Genomic DNA, 19,137 nt, shown 5'->3' with positions numbered 1-19,137 from the left:
CACGCTGGTTCGTCGTTAGCGAGCCTCGCGACACAGTCAGGGATGTCAGCACGAGAAGCCCCCGACATCAGGAGAAACCCCATGAACAAGATCCAGCGCACCGCCACCGCCGCCGCCCTCGTCGGTGCCGTGGCCGTCCCCACTGCCTTCGTGTTCGCCTCGCCGGCCAATGCCGACATGGAGAAGGGCGGCGTCTGCGGCAACGCCCGCTACGAGCTGAACGTCGACCGTGAGAACGGCGGCTTCGAGGTCGACGCCGACCTCGACAACGCAGCTGCGGGCAGCCAGTGGCGCGTGGTGCTGCGTCACGACGGCAAGGTGTTCTACAACAAGATCCGGACCACCGACCGCGAGGGTGACCTCGACGTGGAGCGCTTCCGCGCCAACAGCCCCGGTGCCGACAAGTTCCGCCTGACCGTCAAGCGGGTCGGCGGCGCAGCAGCGTGCACCACCGTGATCACCACGCGCTAGGTGGGTGGGCCGAGCAGGACGCTCGCCCTCGCCCCGCCCAGCTCTGAACGCCCCAGGACAAGACGGCCACCGGACTCGGTGGCCGTCTTGTCGACGATGGAGAGCCCCAGGCCGGTCGAGCCGGCACCGCTGGTGCCGCGGGACGCCACGTCGAGGTCGCCGGGGTAGCCGGGACCGGCGTCCTCCACGATCAGTTCGAGGCCGCCGCCCGGCGCCGAGATCAGCGAGACCCTGACCGCGACCCCTTCCTGGGTGTAGGTGAACACGTTGTCGAGCAGCACATCGAGCACGGCGACCAGGTCCTGCTCGCTGGCGCGCACCGCGACCCGGGTCGCGCCGGGGACCTCGAGGTGCAGGTCGAACCGGCGGCCCTGGTCCTCGGCCAGCGGCGCCCAGAAGCGCACCCGTTCGGCGAGTACGGCGGCCGCATCGGTGTCGGCCACCAATCCCTCCCGCTCCGAACGCCTGGCCTCGCGGACCACGTGGTCGACCATGCCCTCGAGCTCGTCGAGGTCCGAGGACAGCCGGTCGCGTTCGGCGGGATCGGACAGTCCGTCGATCCGCAGCCGGAGTGCCGTGACGGGGGTGCGGAGTCGGTGGGAGAGGTTCGAGACGCTCTCGCGTTCGCGTTCCAGCAGGACCTCGATGCGGCCCACCAGCCGGTTGAGGGCGACCCCGAGCTCCCTGACCTCGGCCGGCCCCGCCACCGTCACCGTTGCGGGGCGCGAGCGATCCCCGAGCCGTTGGGCAGCGGCGGCCAGTGCTCGGATCGGTTGGACGAAGGACCTGCCGAGTCGGTCGGCCAGGACCAGCGAGCCGGCCAAAAGCGCCACCCCCAGCAGGGCCAGGATCACCCATGCTCGGAACACGCCCGAACCGAGCCCCGGCTCCAGCACGTCGACGCGGACCACCCGGGTGAGCGAGGGCAGGGTGCTGCTGCCGCCCAGCGAGACCGGGACGAGGATCTGGGCACCGGTGTCGGTGTCGTCGACTCGTGCCTGGCCGGTGCGCCGAGCCTCCCGGACCCGGTCGTCCTCGCCGGGGTTGGGGCCGATGCCGGTGCCGTCGGGGTAGAGCACCGTGGTGACGGTGCTGTCGGAGTCGCTGTTGATCCGGTCGATGTACACCGCGACTGCGCCCTTGTCCTGCCCGGCGACCACGGTCTCGGTGGCCTGGACCTCGAGCGCGGCCTGTGAGAGCCGGTCCTCCAGGGCGTAGCTCTGCACCAGCACCGCCATCGGGATCAGCATCGCCAGCAACACCATGCTGACGGTGGCGGCGACGGTCAGGATCAGGCTGCGTCTCATGTCACGGGTCCGGCGCGGCCAGCCGGACCCCGACTCCGCGCACGGTGATCAGGTAGCGCGGCTGGGAGGCGGACTCACCCAGCTTTCGGCGCAACCAGGACAGGTGGACGTCGACGGTCTTGTCGGAACCGCCCCACGCCTGGTGCCAGACGTCGGTGAGCAGTTCGCGCTTGGTGACCACGTCGCCGGCCCGCTCGGCCAGGTGCACCAGCAGGTCGAACTCCCGCGGGCTCAGGTCGAGTTCGACGCCGTCCAGTGTCGTGCGCCGGGCCGCCACGTCGATCTCCAGACCGCCGACCACCAGGCTCCGACGTGGCGACTTCGAGGAGTCCGCCCGACGCATCACGGCGCGGATCCGTGCCTCGAGCTGCGCGGTCGTGTAGGGCTTGACCACGTAGTCGTCGGCGCCGGCATCCAACGCCTTGACCAGCGACGGGTCGTCGTCGCGGGCGCTCGCGATGATCACCGGCACGTCACTCACCGCCCGCAGCATCGACAGCACCTGGGTGCCGTCGACGTCGGGCAGTCCCAGGTCGAGGATCACCAGGTCGGGTCGATGGTCGACGGCCATGGACAGGCCGGCCATGCCGGTGGGGGCGGAGGAGACGGCGTACCCCCGCTCGCGCAGGCTGCGCATCAACAACGGCCGGATCCGGTCGTCGTCCTCGATGATCAACACCTGGGCCACGTGGTGACCGTAGCGGCTCGACCCAGCCCTCGGGCCCCACCAGTGGCTTCCTTATCCTCGCCTTAACCCGGCTCTAGCCTCGCCGCAGCACTGCGGGCGCCACACTGGGGCGGTGAGCAGACGTATCGGATACCCCGTGTTGTGGCTGCTCGCCGTCGCAGTGGCCGTTGCCGTGGGCGTGGCTGCCGTGACCACGGTGGGGGCCAGCATCCGTGGCCGTGGCCCGCTTGGTACGTCGGCGGGCAACGAGTCGATCCGGACCGACCAGCTCAACGAGCAGACCAGCGTCCCCGACCCCGATTCCCCGTTGCGTCGAGACGCCATCTCGGGGGAGTGGGGCTCCTTCGAAGTCGGCTGCCGCGGGGTCTACGCGATCGGGTTCGAGGCCAGGCCGGCCCCCGGGTGGCGGGTCGTCAGCTATGAGACGGGACCCGACGACGACGTGGACGCCGTGTTCAGCAAGGCGGCCCGCTCGGTGGACCTGGAGGTGTTCTGCAACCGCGGCCAGCCGACCGTGGCCGAGATCGAACGCAACACCCTGCCTGACAACGACTAGCCCGCCAGCATGCGCCATAGTTGGCGCCATGGGTAAGCAGGAAGACTTCGTTCTCCGCGCTCTCGAAGAGCGCGATGTCCGGTTCGTACGCTTGTGGTTCACCGATGTGCTCGGGTTCCTGAAATCGGTGGCCGTGGCTCCCGCCGAGCTCGAGGGAGCCTTCGAGGAGGGCATCGGGTTCGACGGTTCAGCGATCGAGGGGTTCGCCCGGGTCTATGAGTCCGACATGCTCGCCAAGCCCGACCCGGCCACGTTCCAGATCCTGCCGTGGCGCGGTGAGGGCCCGTCGACTGCCCGGATGTTCTGCGACATCGTCATGCCTGACGGCAGCCCGTCCTACGCCGATCCGCGCTACGTGCTCAAGCGCACGCTGAGCACGGCGGCCGAGAAGGGGTTCACCTTCTACACCCACCCCGAGGTCGAGTTCTACCTGTTCAAGGACACCCCGCAGGCCGGCGTGGAGCCGGTGCCGGTCGACCGCAGCGGCTACTTCGACCACACGGCCCAATCGATGGGGGCCGACTTCCGGCGCGAGGCCATCACGATGCTCGAGGCCATGGGCATCTCGGTGGAGTTCAGCCACCACGAGGGCGGACCGGGGCAGCAGGAGATCGACCTGCGCTACGCGGATGCCCTGAGCACCGCCGACAACATCATGACCTTCCGCACGGTGATCCGGGAGGTGGCCCTCAGCCAGGGCATCTGGGCCACCTTCATGCCCAAGCCGTTCACCACGCACCCGGGCTCGGGCATGCACACCCACGTGTCGCTGTTCGAAGGCGACAACAACGCGTTCTTCGAGGCCGGCGCGGAGTACCAGCTCTCCCGGACCGGTCGCCAGTTCATCGCCGGCATCCTGCGGCACGCCTCCGAGATCAGCTGTGTGACCAACCAGTGGGTCAACTCCTACAAGCGGATGATGTTCGGCGGCGAGGCCCCGTCGTACATCTGCTGGGGACACAACAACCGCTCAGCCATGGTCCGGGTCCCGATGTACAAGCCCAACAAGGGCCAGTCCACGCGGATCGAGCTGCGCACCATCGACTCGGCCTGCAACCCGTACCTGGCCTTCGCGGTCACGCTGGCCGCGGGGATGAAGGGCATCGAGGAGGGCTACGAGCTGCCCCGCGAGGCCGAGGACGACGTCTGGACGCTCACCGAGCGCGAGCGCAAGAGCCTCGGCATCCAGCCCCTGCCCAAGAGCCTGCACGACGCCATCGCGATCGCGGAGGACTCCGAGCTCCTGGCCGAGACTCTCGGGGAGCACGTCTTCGACTTCTTCCTGCGCAACAAGCGCGCAGAGTGGGAGGAGTACCGCGGTCAGGTCAGCGCCTTCGAGCGCGACCGGATGCTGCCGGTGCTGTGACATGAGCGGTCACCGTCCGGTGATCCTGGTGATCGAGCACGAGACGGACTGCCCACCGGCGCACCTGGGGCGGTGGCTGTCCGAGGCTGGCTGTCACCTGGAGGTACGCCGGCCCTACCTCGGCGACGACCTGCCCACCGACCTCGCGGCGTACGACGCGCTGCTGGTGCTGGGTGGCGCCATGGGAGCCACCGACGACGAGGACCACCCGTGGTTGCCGACGGTCCGCGAGCTGGTCCGTCAGGCGGACTCGTCGCGAGTCCCGACTCTCGGGGTGTGCTTGGGCCACCAGCTCGCCTCGGTCGCGCTCGGCGGTGTGTCCGGCCGCAACCCTCGAGGTCACCATGTCGGCCTGGTGCCGGTCATCTGGGCGCCGAGTGCCGAGCAGGACCCGCTGCTGGGGTCGGTCCGGTTCGCGACCCAGGCCGCTCACTGGAACCTCGACCTGGTCACCTCGCTGCCGGAGGGGGCCGAGGTGCTGGCAACCACCCCGCAGGGCGACGTCCAGGCCGCCCGGCTGGCCCCCACGGTGTGGGGCGTCCAGTGTCACCCGGAGATCGACCACGAGATCTTCCGCAGCTGGGCCGACAGTGCGCGCGAGGAGTGTGAGCTGCTCGGGGTCGATGCTGACCGCCTGACTGCCGACCTCCGGCGTGCCGAACCGGAACTGCGGGCCGCGTGGCGGCCCCTCGCAGCGTCGTTCGCGGCGCTGGCAGCCGGGCGGTGACGCCGCGATGACCCGCTCCACGCGAACGACGCGGCGCAGCGACCTGATCCGGCTCGGCTTCCAGGACATCGAGGCCACCGTGGCCGGGCTGGCCCAGCTGGGTGCTGCGGCCCAGCCCCTCGAGGCGATCTTCGGACGCACTGCCGACCCCGATGCCTCCCTGTGGGGGTTGCTGGAGCTGGCCGAGCGCGTGCCGGACCGCGAGGCCATGCTGAGGGCGGTCGCCGATGACGAAGGCACCGCGATGCGGCTGCTCAGCGTGCTCGGCGCCAGCACCGCCCTGGCCCATCACCTGCACCGGCACCCCGAGCAGTGGACCGAGCTCACCGATCCCCACCTGGGCTCCACCCGACCGGCCGCCTACGCCCTGCGCGAAGGACTGATCCGCGCCGTGGGCGCCGACCCGTCCGACGCCCGGCCCACCGCGAGGCTGCCTGACCTCGAGGCCTGCAACGCCCTGCGGGTGGAGTACCGCCGAGTGCTCATGCGCCTGGCTGCTCGCGATCTGGCCCACCACGTCGGCGTGGACGACGTGGCTGCCGAGCTCGCCGATCTTGCCGCCGGCACCCTGGACGCGGCCCTGGCCTTGGCGCGGGCACGGGTCGGCGACAAGGCCGACCAGACGCGCCTCGCCGTCGTCGCGATGGGCAAGTGCGGGGGACACGAGCTCAACTACGTGAGCGACGTCGACGTGGTGTTCGTCTACGAACCGGAGGAGGGCGCGGACGAGACGGTGGCACTGCGGGCTGCCACCCAGCTGGCCACCCACCTGATCCAGATCTGCTCGGACCACACCGCCGAGGGGACGATCTGGCCGGTGGACGCCGCGCTTCGTCCCGAGGGCAAGCGCGGGCCCCTGGTGCGCACCCTGGCCAGCCACGAGAGCTACTACGAACGTTGGGCCAAGACCTGGGAGTTCCAGGCCCTGCTGAAGGCACGTCCGGTGGCCGGCGACCTCGCCCTCGGTGCGGCGTACGTCGAGCGCATCGCACCGATGGTGTGGGCCGCGGCCGGGCGGGTGGGTTTCGTCGCCGACGTGCAGGCGATGCGGCGCCGGGTGCTGGAGCACATCCCAGAACACGAGGCCGAACGACAGCTCAAGCTGGGCTCTGGCGGCCTTCGGGACGTGGAGTTCGCAGTGCAGCTGCTGCAGCTGGTCCACGGGCGCTCGGACGACACCTTGCGCAGTCCGACCACCCTGAGCGCCCTGGCGGCTCTGACCGGAGGCGGTTACATCGGCCGCGAGGACGGCGAGGCACTGCACAATGCCTACGCCTTCCTGCGCACCCTCGAGCACCGCATCCAGCTTCACGGCCTGCGCCGGACGCACGTCGTACCGGAGGACGAGGAGGCCCTGCGCCGCCTGGGTCGATCATTGGGGCATGTGAAGCATCCGGTGGAGGAACTCGACCGGGAGTGGCTCCACCACCGTCGCGAGGTCCGACGGTTGCACGAGAAGCTGTTCTACCGTCCGCTGCTCAGCTCGGTGGCCAGGATCTCGGGTGACCAGGCGCGACTCTCGCCAGAAGCCGCAGGGGCCCGGCTGGCCGCCCTCGGCTACCAGGACCCCGCCGCTGCGCTGCGGCACCTGGAGGCCCTGACCAGTGGAGTCAGCCGGTCGGCAGCCATCCAGCGGACCCTGCTGCCGGTGCTGCTCGGCTGGTTCGCCGACGCTCCCGATCCCGACGCCGGCCTGTTCGGGTTCCGTCGGATCAGTGAGTCCCTGGGCGACACCCACTGGTACCTGCGACAGTTGCGCGACGAGGGGGCCGTCGCCGAGCGGCTCGCCAGGGTCCTGGCGACCTCGCGCTACGCCACGGATCTGCTGCAGCGAGAGCCCCAGGGGGTCCGCCTGCTCGGTGACGACCTCTCGCCGCTCAGCGCCGAGGTGCTGGTGGCGGAGATGCGGGTCTCCGCGGCCCGCCACGGCGACCCGGTCGCGGCGGTGCGGGCCATTCGGGGGATCCGGCGCCGCGAGCTGCTGCGCATCTCGGTCTCCGACCTCCTGCAGCTCACCGACATCGCCGACATCGGCGCCGGCCTGTCGCGTCTGACCGATGCGACCCTGCAAGCGACGCTCGAGGTGGCACAGCGCCACGTGCTCGAAGCCCGTCAGCTCGACCAGGTGCCGACCACGATGGCGGTCATCGCCATGGGGCGCTACGGGGGCTTCGAGCTGTCCTACGGCAGTGACGCCGACGTCATGTTCGTGCACGACCCCTTGCCGGGAGTCGAGTCGCACCCTGCGGCCTCGTTCGCCCAGGCGACCGCCAACGAGCTGCGCAAGCTGCTGATCGCACCCGGGACGGATCCCGCACTGGAGGTCGATGCGGATCTCCGCCCCGAGGGCAAGCAGGGGCCGCTGGTGCGCTCGATCGACTCGTACGCCGCCTACTACGCGAAGTGGTCCAAGGTGTGGGAGGCCCAGGCCCTGCTCCGTGCGGACGCGGTCGTCGGGGACCCGGACCTGCGGGCCCGGTTCACCGAGCTGATCGACCCCATCCGCTTCCCCGAGGGGGGCCTCAGCGAGGCCGACGTGATCGAGGTACGCCGCATCAAAGCGCGCGTGGACGAGGAACGGCTGCCCCGAGGAGCCGATCCCCACACACACCTCAAGCTGGGTCGCGGGGGACTCGCCGACATCGAGTGGACCGTGCAGCTGCTGCAGATGCGCCACGCCGCCGACCATCCGGCCCTGCAGACGCCCCGCACGCTCGAAGCGCTCACGGCTGCCCAGGAGGCCGGGCTGCTGGATCCCGACGACGCAGCCGTGCTGGCCGGTGCCTGGCGCCTGGTGAGTCGGGCGCGTAACGCGGTGGCCCTGGTCCGCGGCAAGGCTGCCGACCAACTGCCGCGCGACCCCCGGGAACGCGCCGCCGTAGCGAGCGTGCTGGGCTATGCGGCTGGCGAGTCGGACCAGATGCTCAACGACTACCTCCGGACCACCCGCCACGCGCGAGCGGTCGTGGATCGGGTGTTCTGGGACTGAGCGGACCACCTGTCACCTAGGATCTGGGCCAGACGACGGGGTGAGGTGCGATGAAGCGGTGGAGCTGGGTGCTGGGCGCAGTTGTGCTCGCCCTTGCCATCGGCGTCGGCCTCTGGTTCGCCAGCACCGGCGACGATGACGACTCGATCGCCGACACCGTGCGCTTCGACTTCGACGACTCACCGCTCACATCTACAGATGGGTCGAAGGTCGAGGTCTCTGCCGAGCAGGTGTCGGCTGGAGGTGGCGAGGTGACCAGCGGCCCGTCGTACCCCGGTGCCGGTCAGGCGGCGGTCTTCCCGGAGTTCGACGGTGATCGAGACGGCGCGCGGGCGGTCCTGGCGGTGACGGCGGACGACCCGGAGGCGCTGTCCCCGGGCGAGGCCCCTTTCCGGTTCGGTGCCGACGTCCTGCTCAGCGAGCCCAACCAGGGCAGCGAGTTCGACAACGGCAACAACGTGCTCCAGCGAGGACTGTTCGGGATGGGTGCCCAGTTCAAGCTTCAGATAGACAAGGGCGTGGCGAGCTGTCGGGTCGAAGGCGATGCCGGGGGAGTGACCGCGAAGTCCTCTGCGCCGATCGAGACCGGGACGTGGCAATCGGTGACCTGTGCGCGCGACGGCGACAGCGTGAGGGTCACGGTCAGCCCCGTCGACGGAGATCCGGGCGACCCCGTCACTGACGAGGAGTCGGGATCCATCGGCGCGGTCGACCTGCCGGACGACGCGCCGCTCTCCATGGGCGGAAAGCTGGATCGGAATCTGTCGATCGAGGAGGAGTCCGACCAGTTCAACGGAAGCCTCGACAACGTTTTCGTAGCGATTGGGTAAAGAGCGCTCATCCAGCCCGCAGCTCGACCAGCGGTCGTTATGCTCAACCCTTCGCCGACTTTCCCGGGGAGCACCATGAGGAGACGAATGCCAGCTCGATGCGCTGGCCGACTGGCCGTGCTGGCCGCCTTCGCCGCTCTCGCATCGATCAGCTCACCTGCTGGCGCGACCGGCGACGACGACGTGTGGCTGCCGTTCAACGGCCCGACCGGCGTCGCGGTCACCATCAACAACGCGGGCACGGCGAGCACCGTGCAGCGTGTGGTTGCGACCAACGGGGGCAGCATCTCGTTCGCGCCCTCCTACACGGGTGCTCGCAACGCTGCTGACTTCCCGGCGTACGGCGGCGCGGCGGATGATCCGCGTGCGGTGGTCGCCGTGACCAACGCGGGGCCGGTCGACGAGTTGGTGCCGAGCGGACGCCCGTTCTCGTTCGGGGCTGATGTGCGGCTCGACGGCACCAATGCGGGCACCTACTACGACAATGGCAACAACGTGATCCAGCGAGGGCTCTACAACGAGACCTCGCAGTTCAAGATCCAGGTCGACCACGGGCAGGCCAGCTGCCGGGTCCGCGGGCCGGGCGGTGCGACGCTCCTGGTGTCCGGTCGGGCCATGGTCACCGGGGCGTGGTTCCAGCTGCGCTGCTCACGCACCTCCGTCCCCGGTCCGGATCGGTTCGCCTTCTCGGTGCGCTCGATCCGCAGCGACGGCACCCTGGGGGCCGCCACGACAGTGACGTCATTGGCAGCGGTGGGGAAGTTGTCCTATCCGGTGGCGACCCCGTTGAGCGTGGGAGGCAAGCTCACCTCCGACGGTTCGGTCGTGGACGCCTCCGACCAGTTCAACGGCAAGATCGACAACGCGTTCTTCCGCATCGACTGACCGGCTGCCTACGCTGGGCGGCATGACAACTGAAGCCCTGCAGGCCCGTGCCCACCGCCTCGCCGAACTGCATGCCGACCCCTCGCTGCTGACCGTCGTCAACGTGTGGGACGTGATCAGCGCCAAGGCCGTCGCCGCCGTCCCTGGCACGACGGCCCTGGCCACCGCCAGTCACTCCATCGCAGCCTCCTATGGCTACGAGGACGGAGAGAACATTCCCGTCGACCTCATGATCGAGGCAGTCGGCCGGATCGCTGCGTCCACCGAGCTGCCCGTCTCAGCCGACCTCGAGGGTGGCTACGGTGATGCTGCCGAGACGGTGCGCAAGGCCATCGGGGTGGGCATCGTGGGCGCCAACCTCGAGGATCAGCTCAAGCCGCTCGACGAGGCGGTCGCGCAGGTCGAGGCTGTGATGGCGGCCGCTGCCGACGAGGGCGTCGACTTCGTGCTCAACGCCCGCACGGATGCTTTCGTCCGGGCCGGGGACCGGGATCCGAGCGAGGTGCTCGAGGACGCGATCCGCCGGGGTCGGGCCTACCTGGATGCCGGGGCACCGGTCGTCTTCGTGCCCGGTCGCCTCGATGAGGCCCAGGTCAGCGCCCTCGTGGACGCCTTCGGCCCTCAGAAGTTGACCGTGATCGGGGTGCCGGGGGTGCCCTCGCTGGCCCGTCTCGAGGAACTCGGCGTGGCTCGGGTCTCCTACGGACCGATGTCTCAGCGGGTTGCTCTGACCGCCTTGCAGGAGCTCGTGGAAGAGGTGCACCGGGGCGGGGGAGTGCCTGCGTCGATGCGTCCTCTCAACTGACGCCGGCCAACGCCTCCAGCACCCGACGCGTCTTGGTCTCCTGCGTGGCGTCGGGCATCAACCCGATGGCGTCGAGCGCGGCCTCGAGGGCGTGCCGTGCCTGCGGCGCCGTGGTCTCGTCGGTCTTGAGGGACAGCTCGAGGAAGTCGAGCCCGGCCACCGTCCATCGTTCGGCGCGCAGGTCGAGTTCGTCCAGGCCCGGACCACGCACGGTCTTCCAGCGGGTGGCCGCGACCGGGCCCAGGGTGGTGAGTCCGGCCGGCGTCAGCGGGATCCCCGAGCAGGCAGCGAGGTACGCCGCCTGGTCAGCGCTGAGCAGGTCGTCCGGTGGCGGGCCTCCGACCTGGAGCCGGCCGATGGTGCCTTCGGTGAGGTCGGCCTGGAGTGAGGCTGCCAGCACATGGCGATCCCCGGCCCAGTCCTGCTCGATGCGATGGTCCAGGTCAGCCCTCTGCTCGGCAGCGAGCCACCCGTCGACGAGTTGAGAGCCCCGACAGGGCCGGAGCTTCACTGTGGCGTCGCCCTCGTCACCACCCTCCTGCACCCGGACTCGCAGGATGACGCCGGCTGCCAACAGGGGCAGGGTCATCCCGGGGGCGATGTCGTCGAGGAAGAAGACGGTGAGCGCGCTGGCCTTGCGCAGGTCCAGTGCGGCCAGCGCGTCGGCGAGCTGTTGCTCCTCGAGGGTGACCTTGATCTCGACAGTGTTGCTCATGCCCGACAGGAGGGGTGTGGGGTGGCTGTGAATACCTGATGTCACCGATTCGGGATGCGAAGAACCGCCCACGGTCTCGGGTCCGTGGGCGGTTCAGAGGAATCCTGTCAGCCGGCCGGTCGGCCCTCCATAGTTCTTTCTCGTCATTTGCAGGCTGTGGACGGTCGCCTGGCTCTTCAGCGGCGTCATGACCTGACGGGTCGAGCGTTCACCCAGTGAGGACACCGTCGCATCGGGGGATGGCGACGGTGTCCTTCTTCGGTCCGGGACTGACCTCAGAGCGTCAGGTCGCGGGCGGATCATCTGCGCACCGCGGTCTCCGAGGTGATCACGAGCACGACCGCCGGCTCGGTGACCGCGCCCGCGTCTCGTCCACCTCGCGGTAGCTACCGAACGCGTGCAGGCGGCCGGCACCAAATGCGCGTAGTGTCGAAACACTGCTTCGGATTCGCGAACGGTGACCACCATGAACGGTTTGAGCCTCGGCATCCCCGGAGCCGGAGGGGTCAACCCAGGAACGCACTTCTGCGCCCTCTACTCGGGCCCAGCGGAGCGCGACCGACTGTTGTTCCCCTTCCTCGAGGAGGGGTTGCGGCACGGCGACAAGTGTCTGTGCCTGCTCGACGATGTCGAGCCGGGTCTGGTCCGGGACCGGGCCATGGGGCCGCCCCGTCCTGGGTACTCTCGGCGATTGGGGCAGCTCGACGCCGTACGGGCATCTGACGCCTACCTCCGCTCGGGGGAGTTCTGCATCGAGAGCATGATCCAGTTCCTCTCCGAGAGCGTGGACGCGGCCCTCGCAGCCGACTTCGACGTTCTCAGAGCCGCTGGTGAGATCTCGTGGGTGATGCCCTGGTTCCCGGGCTGCCACGACCTGTTCCGCTTCGAGTCGGCTCTCAACCCGCTGGTCGAGCAGGTGCCGGCCATCTTCATGTGCCTCTACGACCTGAAGCAGCTCGGGGCCGACATGCTCGTCGAAGTACTTCACACCCACCCCAAGGTTCTGCTGGATCGTGCGCTGATCGACAACCCGCACTACGTGGACCCGGTGGAGTCCCTACCGGCGGCCAGGGTTGCCGCGCCAACCCGGTATCCCTTGGTCAGGGTTGAGGCGTTCCGCGACGAGGGAACCGACGACGGGTGGGCATTGCTCACCGACGCCGAGCTGCGGGTCACCTCCCGAGTTTCCCGGGGGACCACCAACCGCAGGATCGCCGAGGAGCTGTCGGTCTCCCGCCACACCGTGGACGCCCACCTCAAGCACATCTACATCAAGCTCGATATCCACTCGCGGGTCCAGTTGACCGTGTTGGCCCTGCAGCATCGCCTCCCCGCCGGCTAGCCATCAGCGATCACGCTGCCAAATGCACCCGTTCACGGGATGCAGGTCGCGCGCGCCCCGAGAAGCATGGACGGCGGACAGTGCTTCCGGCGAATGGAGTAGTCATGGGTAGGGCAGTCGGCATCGACCTGGGTACGACGAACTCGGTGATCGCGGCGATGGAAGGTGGCCAGCCGCAGGTCATCCCCAACGCGGAGGGAAATCGGACGACCCCGTCCGTGGTCGCCTTCCTGGAGAACGGTGAGCGACTGGTCGGCCAGATGGCCCGACGTCAGGCGATCCTGAACCCGAAGGGGACCATCTCTTCCGCGAAGCGGTTCATCGGCAGCAAGTACGACGAGGTCAGCAGCGAGCTGACGACCGTCTCGTTCGACGTGGTCGCAGGTCCCGACGGCGCGGCGCGGTTCCAGGTCAACGGCAAACCGTACGCACCTGAGGAGATATCGGCGCAGGTGCTCCGCAAGCTGGCCGATGACGCCGCGAAGTTCCTCGGGGAACGGGTCACCGAGGCGGTGATCACCGTCCCGGCGCACTTCAGCGATGCGCAGCGGCAGGCCACCAAGGACGCCGGGAAGATCGCCGGGCTCGAAGTCCTCCGGATCATCAATGAGCCGACGGCTGCAGCCCTCGCCTACGGGATGGACAGGCTCGAGAACGAGACCGTGATGGTCTTCGACCTCGGTGGCGGCACCTTCGATGTGAGCCTCTTGAGCGTCGGCGAGGGGGTGGTCGAGGTCCGATCTACGGCTGGGGACACGCATCTGGGCGGAGACGACTTCGACCGACGCGTCGTCGACTACCTGGCGGACGAGTTCAAGAAGTCCAACGGCATCGACCTCCGCGACGATGCCCAGGCCCTGCAGCGTCTGTTCGAAGCTGCCGAGAAGGCCAAGGTTGAGTTGTCGGCGGTGACCCAGACGGCGGTCAACCTGCCTTTCGTCACGGCCGACGCGTCCGGGCCGAAACACCTCAACGTCAACTTGATGAGGTCGACTTTCGACCAGCTCACCGCTGACCTCGTCGAGCGCTGCCTGGGCCCGGTCAAGCAGGCCATGGAGGATGCGAAGGCGACGGCCGACGACATCGACGAGGTCATCCTCGTGGGCGGCTCGACGCGGATCCCGGCCGTGCAGGCCCTGGTCCGCCGTCTCACCGGTGGCAAGGAGCCCAACATGACCGTCAACCCGGACGAGGTCGTCGCCGTCGGCGCGGCTGTCCAGGCGGCGATCATCAAGGGTGAGGTCAAGGATGTGCTGCTCCTCGATGTCACGCCCCTGTCGCTGGGGCTGGAGACGATGGGCGGGGTGATGACCAAGGTCATCGAGCGCAACACCACCATCCCGGCTCGCAGGACTGAGATCTTCAGCACCGCTGAGGACAACCAGTCCGCCGTCGACGTGGTGGTTCTCCAGGGCGAGCGGGAGAGTGCGGTCGACAACCGCGTGCTGGCCCGGTTCCGGCTGGAGAAGATCCGTCCTGCGCCTCGCGGGGTGCCCCAGATCGAGGTGACCTTCGACATCGATGCCAACGGCATCCTGCATGTCTCGGCGCGCGACAAGGACACCGGTGCCGAGCAGCAGGTGACCATCAGCGAGACCTCCACACTCAGTCAGGAGGAGGTCGACCGGATGATCAACGACGCCGAGACCCACCGCGGTGAGGATGCCGCCTTGCGCGAAAGGGTCGACGCTCGCAACGAGCTCGACTCCGTGGCCTATCAGGTGCGCAAGGCCCTCGAAGAGGGCGGCGCGTCCGTCGCCCAGCACGACCGCGCTCGTGCCGAGATGCTGGTCGAGGAGGCCCGGCAGGCCGTCGAGGGTGACGAACCAATCGACCGCCTCCGCGCTCTCACCGGGGAGCTCCACCAACTGAGCCAGGTGCTGAGCACCGCGACCCGGGGTGGTGGCGGATCGTCGACCGGCCCGGCCGGCGCCACCGATGACATGTCTGACAGCGATGACGACGACGTCATCGACGCCGAGTTCACGTCTCACTGATCGCCATGTCCGACCATGAGGCAGCGACGACCGAGTCCTCCGCGGCTGCGGCACTGCCGAGCGAGATGGAGGTGAACGAGGCATCGGACCGCATCCACCAGGTGCGAAGAATCGCGGAGCTGGAGGACGCGTGGCGGCGGACGGCTGCCGAGCTGGACAACTTCCGCAGGCGTTGCGCACAGGACGTCGTTCGTAGCCGCGAGCAGGAACGGGCGGCCGTGGCCAACAGCTGGCTGCCCGTCCTGGACAACCTGGAGCGGGCGCTCGAGCACGCGACCTCCGATCCCGACTCCGTGGTCGAGGGCGTGCGAGCCGTCCTCGCCCAGGCGGTCGGCGTCCTGGCCGACCTGGGCTATCCGCGTCGCGACGACACCGGCCGTGCCTTCGACCCGGCCCTGCACGAGGCGGTCAGCACCGTGTCCGATGAGGGGCTGGTGCCTGGCACCGTGGCCCAGGTCGTGCGTCCCGGCTACGGGCCGGATGACAAGATCCTGCGTCCCGCCGCGGTCGTGGTGGCTACGAGGGCATCCTGATGGCGCAGGACTTCTACGAGATCCTCGGAATCTCGCGCGATGCCGACCCGTCTGAAATTCAACGGGCCTACCGCAGGCTGGCACGCCAGAACCACCCCGACGTCAACAAGGACACCGGGGCCGAGGAACGATTCAAGGACATCGCGGAGGCCTACGACGTCCTCTCGGATCCCGAGCTGCGGCGCCGCTACGACGCTTTCGGAGATGATTTCAGACGCGTCCCTTCCGACACGGACCCGGCCGCTTGGCGCCAAGCCCGGACCTACGCCGACGCCGGGGCGGGCGGCCGAGCACGCTGGTCGTCGGGGGCAGGTCCATCAGGAGGTTTCGGAGCGGGCAGCTTCGGCGACGACGTGGACCTCGAGGACCTCCTCGGGGGTCTGTTCGGCGGCCGAGGGCGGGGCGCTCGGGGCCGCCGCGGCTGGGGACCAGGCCCTGTTACCGGCTCCGACCACGAGGCCGAGGTGGAGGTGTCGGTCGAGGAGGCCTACCACGGCACCGAGCGCAGCGTGGCGATCAGCGGCCCCGATGGCCCTCGAACACTCGACGTCACCATCCCGGCGGGCGTGGTCGACGGCCAGCGGATCCGCCTTCGCGGCCAGGGCGGCCCCGGCAGTGGCTCGGCGGCAGCCGGAGACCTCTACCTGGTGGTCCGGATCGCGGAGCACCCGCGCTACCGGGTCGAGGGTCGCGACCTGCAGGCACTCCTGCCGATCGCCCCGTGGGAGGCAGCTCTCGGCGCATCGGTCTCGGTGGACACCCCCGGTGGCGCCACGACGGTGAAGGTTCCGGCCGGCTCGTCCAGCCACCGCCGGTTGCGGCTCAAGGGCCGCGGGCTTCCCAACAGGCGAGGCGAGCCGGGAGACTTCTACGCCGAGCTGCAGATCCGCGTGCCCGGGACCCTCACCGACGATGAGAAGCGTCGCTTCGAGGAGCTCGCGACGATGTCCAGCTTCCAGGCCAGGAGCAGGCAATGACCGCGGTCACTCACTTCACCCTCGCGCGGCCCTACCGGCTCAGCCTCGACAGCTATGCGCAGGCCACGGGCGTACATCCCGACCTGGTACGTCGCCTGGTGGCCCTCGGGCTGCTGGAAGTCACCCGCGACGCACAGGGGCGCTTGTGGTTCGAGCCCTCCCAGGTGAGGGAGATGGCCAGGATCCAGCGGCTCAGGATGAGCCTGAACCTCGGCTACTCCGCACTGGGGCTGGTGGTCGAGCTGCTCGACCGGATCGCGGAGCTGGAGAGATCGCAACGGCGAATGTCACGACGAGGAGGAGCTCCATGGACCTGAACAGGCTGACCCAGAAGTCGCAGGAGGCTCTGCATGAGGCCCAGACCAAAGCGCTGCGCTTCGGACATGTCGAGGTGGACGGGGAGCACCTGTTGCTGGCGCTGCTCGACCAGGGCGACGGTCTGGTCGCGCCACTGCTGGCCCGGGCGGGAGCCGATCCGGACCGGCTGCGCGAGGACCTGGAGGTCGAGCTGGGACGCCGACCGCGGGTGACCGGTCCGGGGGCGACGCCCGGGCAGGTGCACATCACCCAGCGGCTGGCGCGGCTGCTCGACACCGCCGACAGCCATGCCCGCAGGCTGAAGGACGAGTACGTCTCGGTCGAGCATCTCGTGGTCGCTCTGGTGGAGGAGGGGTCGGGCTCGGCGGCGGGACGGCTCCTTCACGCCCAGGGGTTGACCGGCGACACCTTCCTGGCCGCGCTGACCGAAGTGCGCGGTCACCAGCGGGTGACGTCGGCGACTCCCGAGGGGACCTACGAGGCCCTTGAGAAGTACGGCCGCGACCTCGTCGCGGCGGCGGCGGCGGGCAAGCTCGAGCCGGTGATCGGCCGGGATTCGGAGATCCGCCGGACCATCCAGATCCTGTCACGCAAGAGCAAGAACAACCCCGTACTGATCGGCGAGCCCGGGGTCGGCAAGACGGCGATCATCGAGGGACTGGCCCAGCGGATCGCCGACGGTGACGTGCCCGAGGGCCTGCGTGACAAGACCGTCTTCGCGCTCGACATGGGGTCCCTCATCGCCGGGGCGAAGTACCGCGGCGAGTTCGAGGAGCGATTGAAGGCCGTGCTCAACGAGGTGCAGAGTGCCGAGGGCCACATCCTGCTGTTCGTCGACGAGTTGCACACCGTCGTCGGGGCCGGGGCCGGGGAGGGTGCGATGGATGCTGGCAACATGCTCAAACCGTTGCTGGCCCGCGGTGAGCTCCACATGATCGGCGCCACCACCCTCGATGAGTACCGCACCCACATCGAGAAGGACGCAGCCCTCGAGCGCCGCTTCCAGCCGGTCCTTGTCGACGAGCCCAACGAGGAGGACGCCCTCTCGATCCTGCGTGGGCTCCGCGAGCGGCTCGAGGTCTTCCACGGCGTGAAGATCCACGACGGAGCCCTGGTGGCCGCCGTGACGCTGAGCCACCGCTACATCTCCGACCGCTTCCTGCCCGACAAGGCCATCGACCTCGTCGACGAGGCCTGCGCGATGCTGCGCACCGAGATCGACTCGATGCCGGCCGCTCTCGACGAGCTCACCAGACGCGTGACCCGGATGGAGATCGAGGAGGCGGCTCTCTCGCAGGAGGAGGACGCCGCGAGCAAGGCCCGCCTCGAGGAGCTGCGCAAGGAGCTGGCCGACGCGCGGGCCGAGGCCGATGCCCTGCGCGCGCAGTGGGAGGCGGAACGGTCGGCGCTGCGCGAGGTGCAGTCGCTTCGCCAGGAGCTCGAACAGGTGCGCCTCGAGAGCGAGCGGGCCGAGCGCGAGTACGACCTCAACCGGGCAGCCTCCCTCAGACACGGCAAGTTGCCGGAGATCGATCGGCGACTGGAGGCGGCCGAGTCCCGGCTCGCGGGAAAGCAGGGCGGGCGGCGGCTGTTGCGTGAGGTCGTCACCGCCGACGAGATCGCCGACATCGTGTCGCGCTGGACCGGGATCCCGGTCTCGCGACTCCAGGAAGGTGAGCGTGACAAGCTGCTCCGCCTCGACGAGGTTCTCCACGAACGTGTCATCGGCCAGGACGAGGCGGTGCAGCTGGTGGCCGACGCCGTCGTACGCGCCCGCTCGGGCATCAAGAACCCGCAGCGGCCGATCGGATCATTCATCTTCCTCGGCCCCACCGGGGTCGGCAAGACGGAGCTGGCCAAGACGCTGGCGGCCGCGCTGTTCGACACCGAGGAGAACATGATCCGGATCGACATGAGCGAGTACCAGGAGCGGCACACCGTCAGCCGGTTGGTCGGCGCACCTCCGGGTTACGTCGGCTACGAGGAGGGTGGTCAGCTCACCGAGGCCGTACGGCGCAGGCCCTATTCGGTGGTCCTGCTGGACGAGATCGAGAAGGCCCATGTCGATGTCTTCAACACGCTGCTCCAGGTGCTCGACGACGGTCGCCTGACCGACTCCCACGGCCGGACCGTCGACTTCCGCAACACCGTGTTGATCATGACCTCCAACATCGGTTCGGAGTACCTGCTGGAGGGCGTCACCGCAGGAGGCGAGGTCAAGGATGAGGCGCGCTCGATGGTGATGCGCACCTTGCAGTCGCACTTCCGCCCGGAGTTCCTGAACCGTGTCGACGAGATCGTGATGTTCAAGCCGCTGACCCTCGCCGAGATCGAGCGCATCGTCGACCTCCAGCTCGAGGAGCTCCGCGAGCGGTTGGCAAACATGCGCATCACCCTCGAGGTCACGGCCGAGGCGCGGCGTTTCATCGCGGACCAGGGCTTCGACCCGGCGTACGGCGCCCGCCCGCTGCGGCGATACATCTCCCGCGAGGTGGAGACCCAGGTCGGCCGGGCACTGTTGCGCGGCGACGCGGCTGACGGGGGCACGATCTCGATCGACATCGTCGACGGGGAGATCACGATGACCGCGGCCGGCAGCCCGTCAGAGGGGCGGGCAGTGGCATGACCGCG

General features: G+C 69.2%; 17 protein-coding genes. 14 read left to right on the top strand and 3 right to left on the bottom strand.

The annotated features are described in order from the left end of the window. The first annotated feature begins 81 nt into the window (after positions 1-81). Positions 82-471 carry a hypothetical protein gene (locus tag AB7I40_RS16650; protein ID WP_428346936.1) on the top strand — a complete coding sequence of 130 codons (390 nt, stop codon included), beginning with the start codon at positions 82-84 and terminating at the stop codon, positions 469-471. Here AB7I40_RS16650 and AB7I40_RS16645 read toward each other — a convergent pair. Then, on the bottom strand, positions 468-1,778 hold the full coding sequence (locus tag AB7I40_RS16645) for a sensor histidine kinase (protein ID WP_428346938.1): 1,311 nt from the start codon (positions 1,776-1,778) through the stop codon (positions 468-470). The genes AB7I40_RS16650 and AB7I40_RS16645 overlap by 4 nt on opposite strands. A 1-nt stretch (position 1,779) precedes the next feature. Then, positions 1,780-2,466, bottom strand: a complete 687-nt coding sequence (locus tag AB7I40_RS16640; RefSeq protein WP_428346939.1) for a response regulator transcription factor — start codon at positions 2,464-2,466, stop codon at positions 1,780-1,782. Positions 2,467-2,578: 112 nt separating this feature from the next. Here AB7I40_RS16640 and AB7I40_RS16635 point away from each other — a divergent pair, with 112 nt between their 5' ends. The 7 genes from AB7I40_RS16635 to AB7I40_RS16605 all read left to right on the top strand — a co-directional run bounded on the left by AB7I40_RS16635 (position 2,579) and on the right by AB7I40_RS16605 (position 10,624). Next, on the top strand, positions 2,579-3,022 hold the full coding sequence (locus tag AB7I40_RS16635; protein ID WP_428346940.1) for a hypothetical protein: 444 nt from the start codon (positions 2,579-2,581) through the stop codon (positions 3,020-3,022). 28 nt (positions 3,023-3,050) lie between these two features. Next, a complete protein-coding gene (locus AB7I40_RS16630) occupies positions 3,051-4,388 on the top strand; it encodes a glutamine synthetase family protein (RefSeq protein WP_428346941.1) in 1,338 nt (445 codons plus the stop codon). A 1-nt stretch (position 4,389) separates the two neighbouring features. Then, the gene (locus AB7I40_RS16625) at positions 4,390-5,115 is read left to right on the top strand and encodes a type 1 glutamine amidotransferase (RefSeq protein WP_428346942.1); all 726 of its coding nucleotides are present in this window, start codon (positions 4,390-4,392) and stop codon (positions 5,113-5,115) included. Positions 5,116-5,122: 7 nt separating this feature from the next. After that, on the top strand, positions 5,123-8,104 hold the full coding sequence (locus AB7I40_RS16620; protein WP_428346943.1) for a bifunctional [glutamine synthetase] adenylyltransferase/[glutamine synthetase]-adenylyl-L-tyrosine phosphorylase: 2,982 nt from the start codon (positions 5,123-5,125) through the stop codon (positions 8,102-8,104). 50 nt (positions 8,105-8,154) lie between these two features. Further along, a complete protein-coding gene (locus AB7I40_RS16615; protein WP_428346944.1) occupies positions 8,155-8,934 on the top strand; it encodes a LamG domain-containing protein in 780 nt (259 codons plus the stop codon). An 87-nt stretch (positions 8,935-9,021) separates the two neighbouring features. Then, positions 9,022-9,819, top strand: coding sequence for a hypothetical protein (locus tag AB7I40_RS16610; RefSeq protein WP_428346945.1), 798 nt, complete (start codon positions 9,022-9,024; stop codon positions 9,817-9,819). Between the two features lie 22 nt (positions 9,820-9,841). Next, the gene (locus AB7I40_RS16605) at positions 9,842-10,624 is read left to right on the top strand and encodes an isocitrate lyase/PEP mutase family protein (protein ID WP_428346946.1); all 783 of its coding nucleotides are present in this window, start codon (positions 9,842-9,844) and stop codon (positions 10,622-10,624) included. Here AB7I40_RS16605 and AB7I40_RS16600 read toward each other — a convergent pair. Next, positions 10,617-11,339 carry a hypothetical protein gene (locus tag AB7I40_RS16600; RefSeq protein WP_428346948.1) on the bottom strand — a complete coding sequence of 241 codons (723 nt, stop codon included), beginning with the start codon at positions 11,337-11,339 and terminating at the stop codon, positions 10,617-10,619. The two genes, AB7I40_RS16605 and AB7I40_RS16600, sit on opposite strands and share 8 nt — an antisense overlap. Positions 11,340-11,805: 466 nt before the next feature. Between AB7I40_RS16600 and AB7I40_RS16595 the strand changes: the two genes are divergently transcribed. The 6 genes from AB7I40_RS16595 to clpB all read left to right on the top strand — a co-directional run bounded on the left by AB7I40_RS16595 (position 11,806) and on the right by clpB (position 19,132). Continuing rightward, on the top strand, positions 11,806-12,681 hold the full coding sequence (locus AB7I40_RS16595; RefSeq protein ID WP_428346949.1) for an MEDS domain-containing protein: 876 nt from the start codon (positions 11,806-11,808) through the stop codon (positions 12,679-12,681). A gap of 104 nt (positions 12,682-12,785) precedes the next feature. After that, positions 12,786-14,678 (top strand): molecular chaperone DnaK, encoded by a 1,893-nt coding sequence (gene dnaK, locus AB7I40_RS16590; RefSeq protein ID WP_428346951.1) that lies wholly within the window; start codon positions 12,786-12,788, stop codon positions 14,676-14,678. A 5-nt stretch (positions 14,679-14,683) separates the two neighbouring features. Next, positions 14,684-15,211, top strand: coding sequence for a nucleotide exchange factor GrpE (locus tag AB7I40_RS16585; RefSeq protein WP_428346952.1), 528 nt, complete (start codon positions 14,684-14,686; stop codon positions 15,209-15,211). Continuing rightward, positions 15,211-16,188: a DnaJ C-terminal domain-containing protein gene (locus AB7I40_RS16580; RefSeq protein WP_428346953.1), complete on the top strand. Its 978-nt coding sequence runs from the start codon at positions 15,211-15,213 to the stop codon at positions 16,186-16,188. Before AB7I40_RS16585 ends, AB7I40_RS16580 begins: the two co-directional genes overlap by 1 nt. Next, positions 16,185-16,505 (top strand): chaperone modulator CbpM, encoded by a 321-nt coding sequence (locus tag AB7I40_RS16575; protein WP_428346954.1) that lies wholly within the window; start codon positions 16,185-16,187, stop codon positions 16,503-16,505. Before AB7I40_RS16580 ends, AB7I40_RS16575 begins: the two co-directional genes overlap by 4 nt. Further along, positions 16,496-19,132 carry an ATP-dependent chaperone ClpB gene (gene clpB, locus AB7I40_RS16570; RefSeq protein WP_428346955.1) on the top strand — a complete coding sequence of 879 codons (2,637 nt, stop codon included), beginning with the start codon at positions 16,496-16,498 and terminating at the stop codon, positions 19,130-19,132. Before AB7I40_RS16575 ends, clpB begins: the two co-directional genes overlap by 10 nt. Positions 19,133-19,137 lie beyond the last annotated feature (5 nt).

The organism is Nocardioides sp. (assembly GCF_050246775.1).
In the GTDB taxonomy this organism is placed as follows: domain Bacteria; phylum Actinomycetota; class Actinomycetes; order Propionibacteriales; family Nocardioidaceae; genus Nocardioides.
Note: the sequence above shows the minus strand (reverse complement) of the source record. Positions and strands in the feature narration are given on the sequence as shown.

Bases quoted from the DNA above. Each gene is read 5' to 3' on its own strand.
- AB7I40_RS16615 (WP_428346944.1), top strand. From the start codon at position 8,155: ATGAAGCGGTGGAGCTGGGTGCTGGGCGCAGTTGTGCTCGCCCTTGCC.
- dnaK (WP_428346951.1), top strand. From the start codon at position 12,786: ATGGGTAGGGCAGTCGGCATCGACCTGGGTACGACGAACTCGGTGATC.
- AB7I40_RS16610 (WP_428346945.1), top strand. From the start codon at position 9,022: ATGCCAGCTCGATGCGCTGGCCGACTGGCCGTGCTGGCCGCCTTCGCC.
- AB7I40_RS16645 (WP_428346938.1), bottom strand. From the start codon at position 1,778: ATGAGACGCAGCCTGATCCTGACCGTCGCCGCCACCGTCAGCATGGTG.
- AB7I40_RS16580 (WP_428346953.1), top strand. From the start codon at position 15,211: ATGGCGCAGGACTTCTACGAGATCCTCGGAATCTCGCGCGATGCCGAC.
- AB7I40_RS16620 (WP_428346943.1), top strand. From the start codon at position 5,123: ATGACCCGCTCCACGCGAACGACGCGGCGCAGCGACCTGATCCGGCTC.
- AB7I40_RS16575 (WP_428346954.1), top strand. From the start codon at position 16,185: ATGACCGCGGTCACTCACTTCACCCTCGCGCGGCCCTACCGGCTCAGC.
- clpB (WP_428346955.1), top strand. From the start codon at position 16,496: ATGGACCTGAACAGGCTGACCCAGAAGTCGCAGGAGGCTCTGCATGAG.
- AB7I40_RS16630 (WP_428346941.1), top strand. From the start codon at position 3,051: ATGGGTAAGCAGGAAGACTTCGTTCTCCGCGCTCTCGAAGAGCGCGAT.
- AB7I40_RS16605 (WP_428346946.1), top strand. From the start codon at position 9,842: ATGACAACTGAAGCCCTGCAGGCCCGTGCCCACCGCCTCGCCGAACTG.
- AB7I40_RS16625 (WP_428346942.1), top strand. From the start codon at position 4,390: ATGAGCGGTCACCGTCCGGTGATCCTGGTGATCGAGCACGAGACGGAC.
- AB7I40_RS16585 (WP_428346952.1), top strand. From the start codon at position 14,684: ATGTCCGACCATGAGGCAGCGACGACCGAGTCCTCCGCGGCTGCGGCA.
- AB7I40_RS16650 (WP_428346936.1), top strand. From the start codon at position 82: ATGAACAAGATCCAGCGCACCGCCACCGCCGCCGCCCTCGTCGGTGCC.
- AB7I40_RS16600 (WP_428346948.1), bottom strand. From the start codon at position 11,339: ATGAGCAACACTGTCGAGATCAAGGTCACCCTCGAGGAGCAACAGCTC.
- AB7I40_RS16595 (WP_428346949.1), top strand. From the start codon at position 11,806: ATGAACGGTTTGAGCCTCGGCATCCCCGGAGCCGGAGGGGTCAACCCA.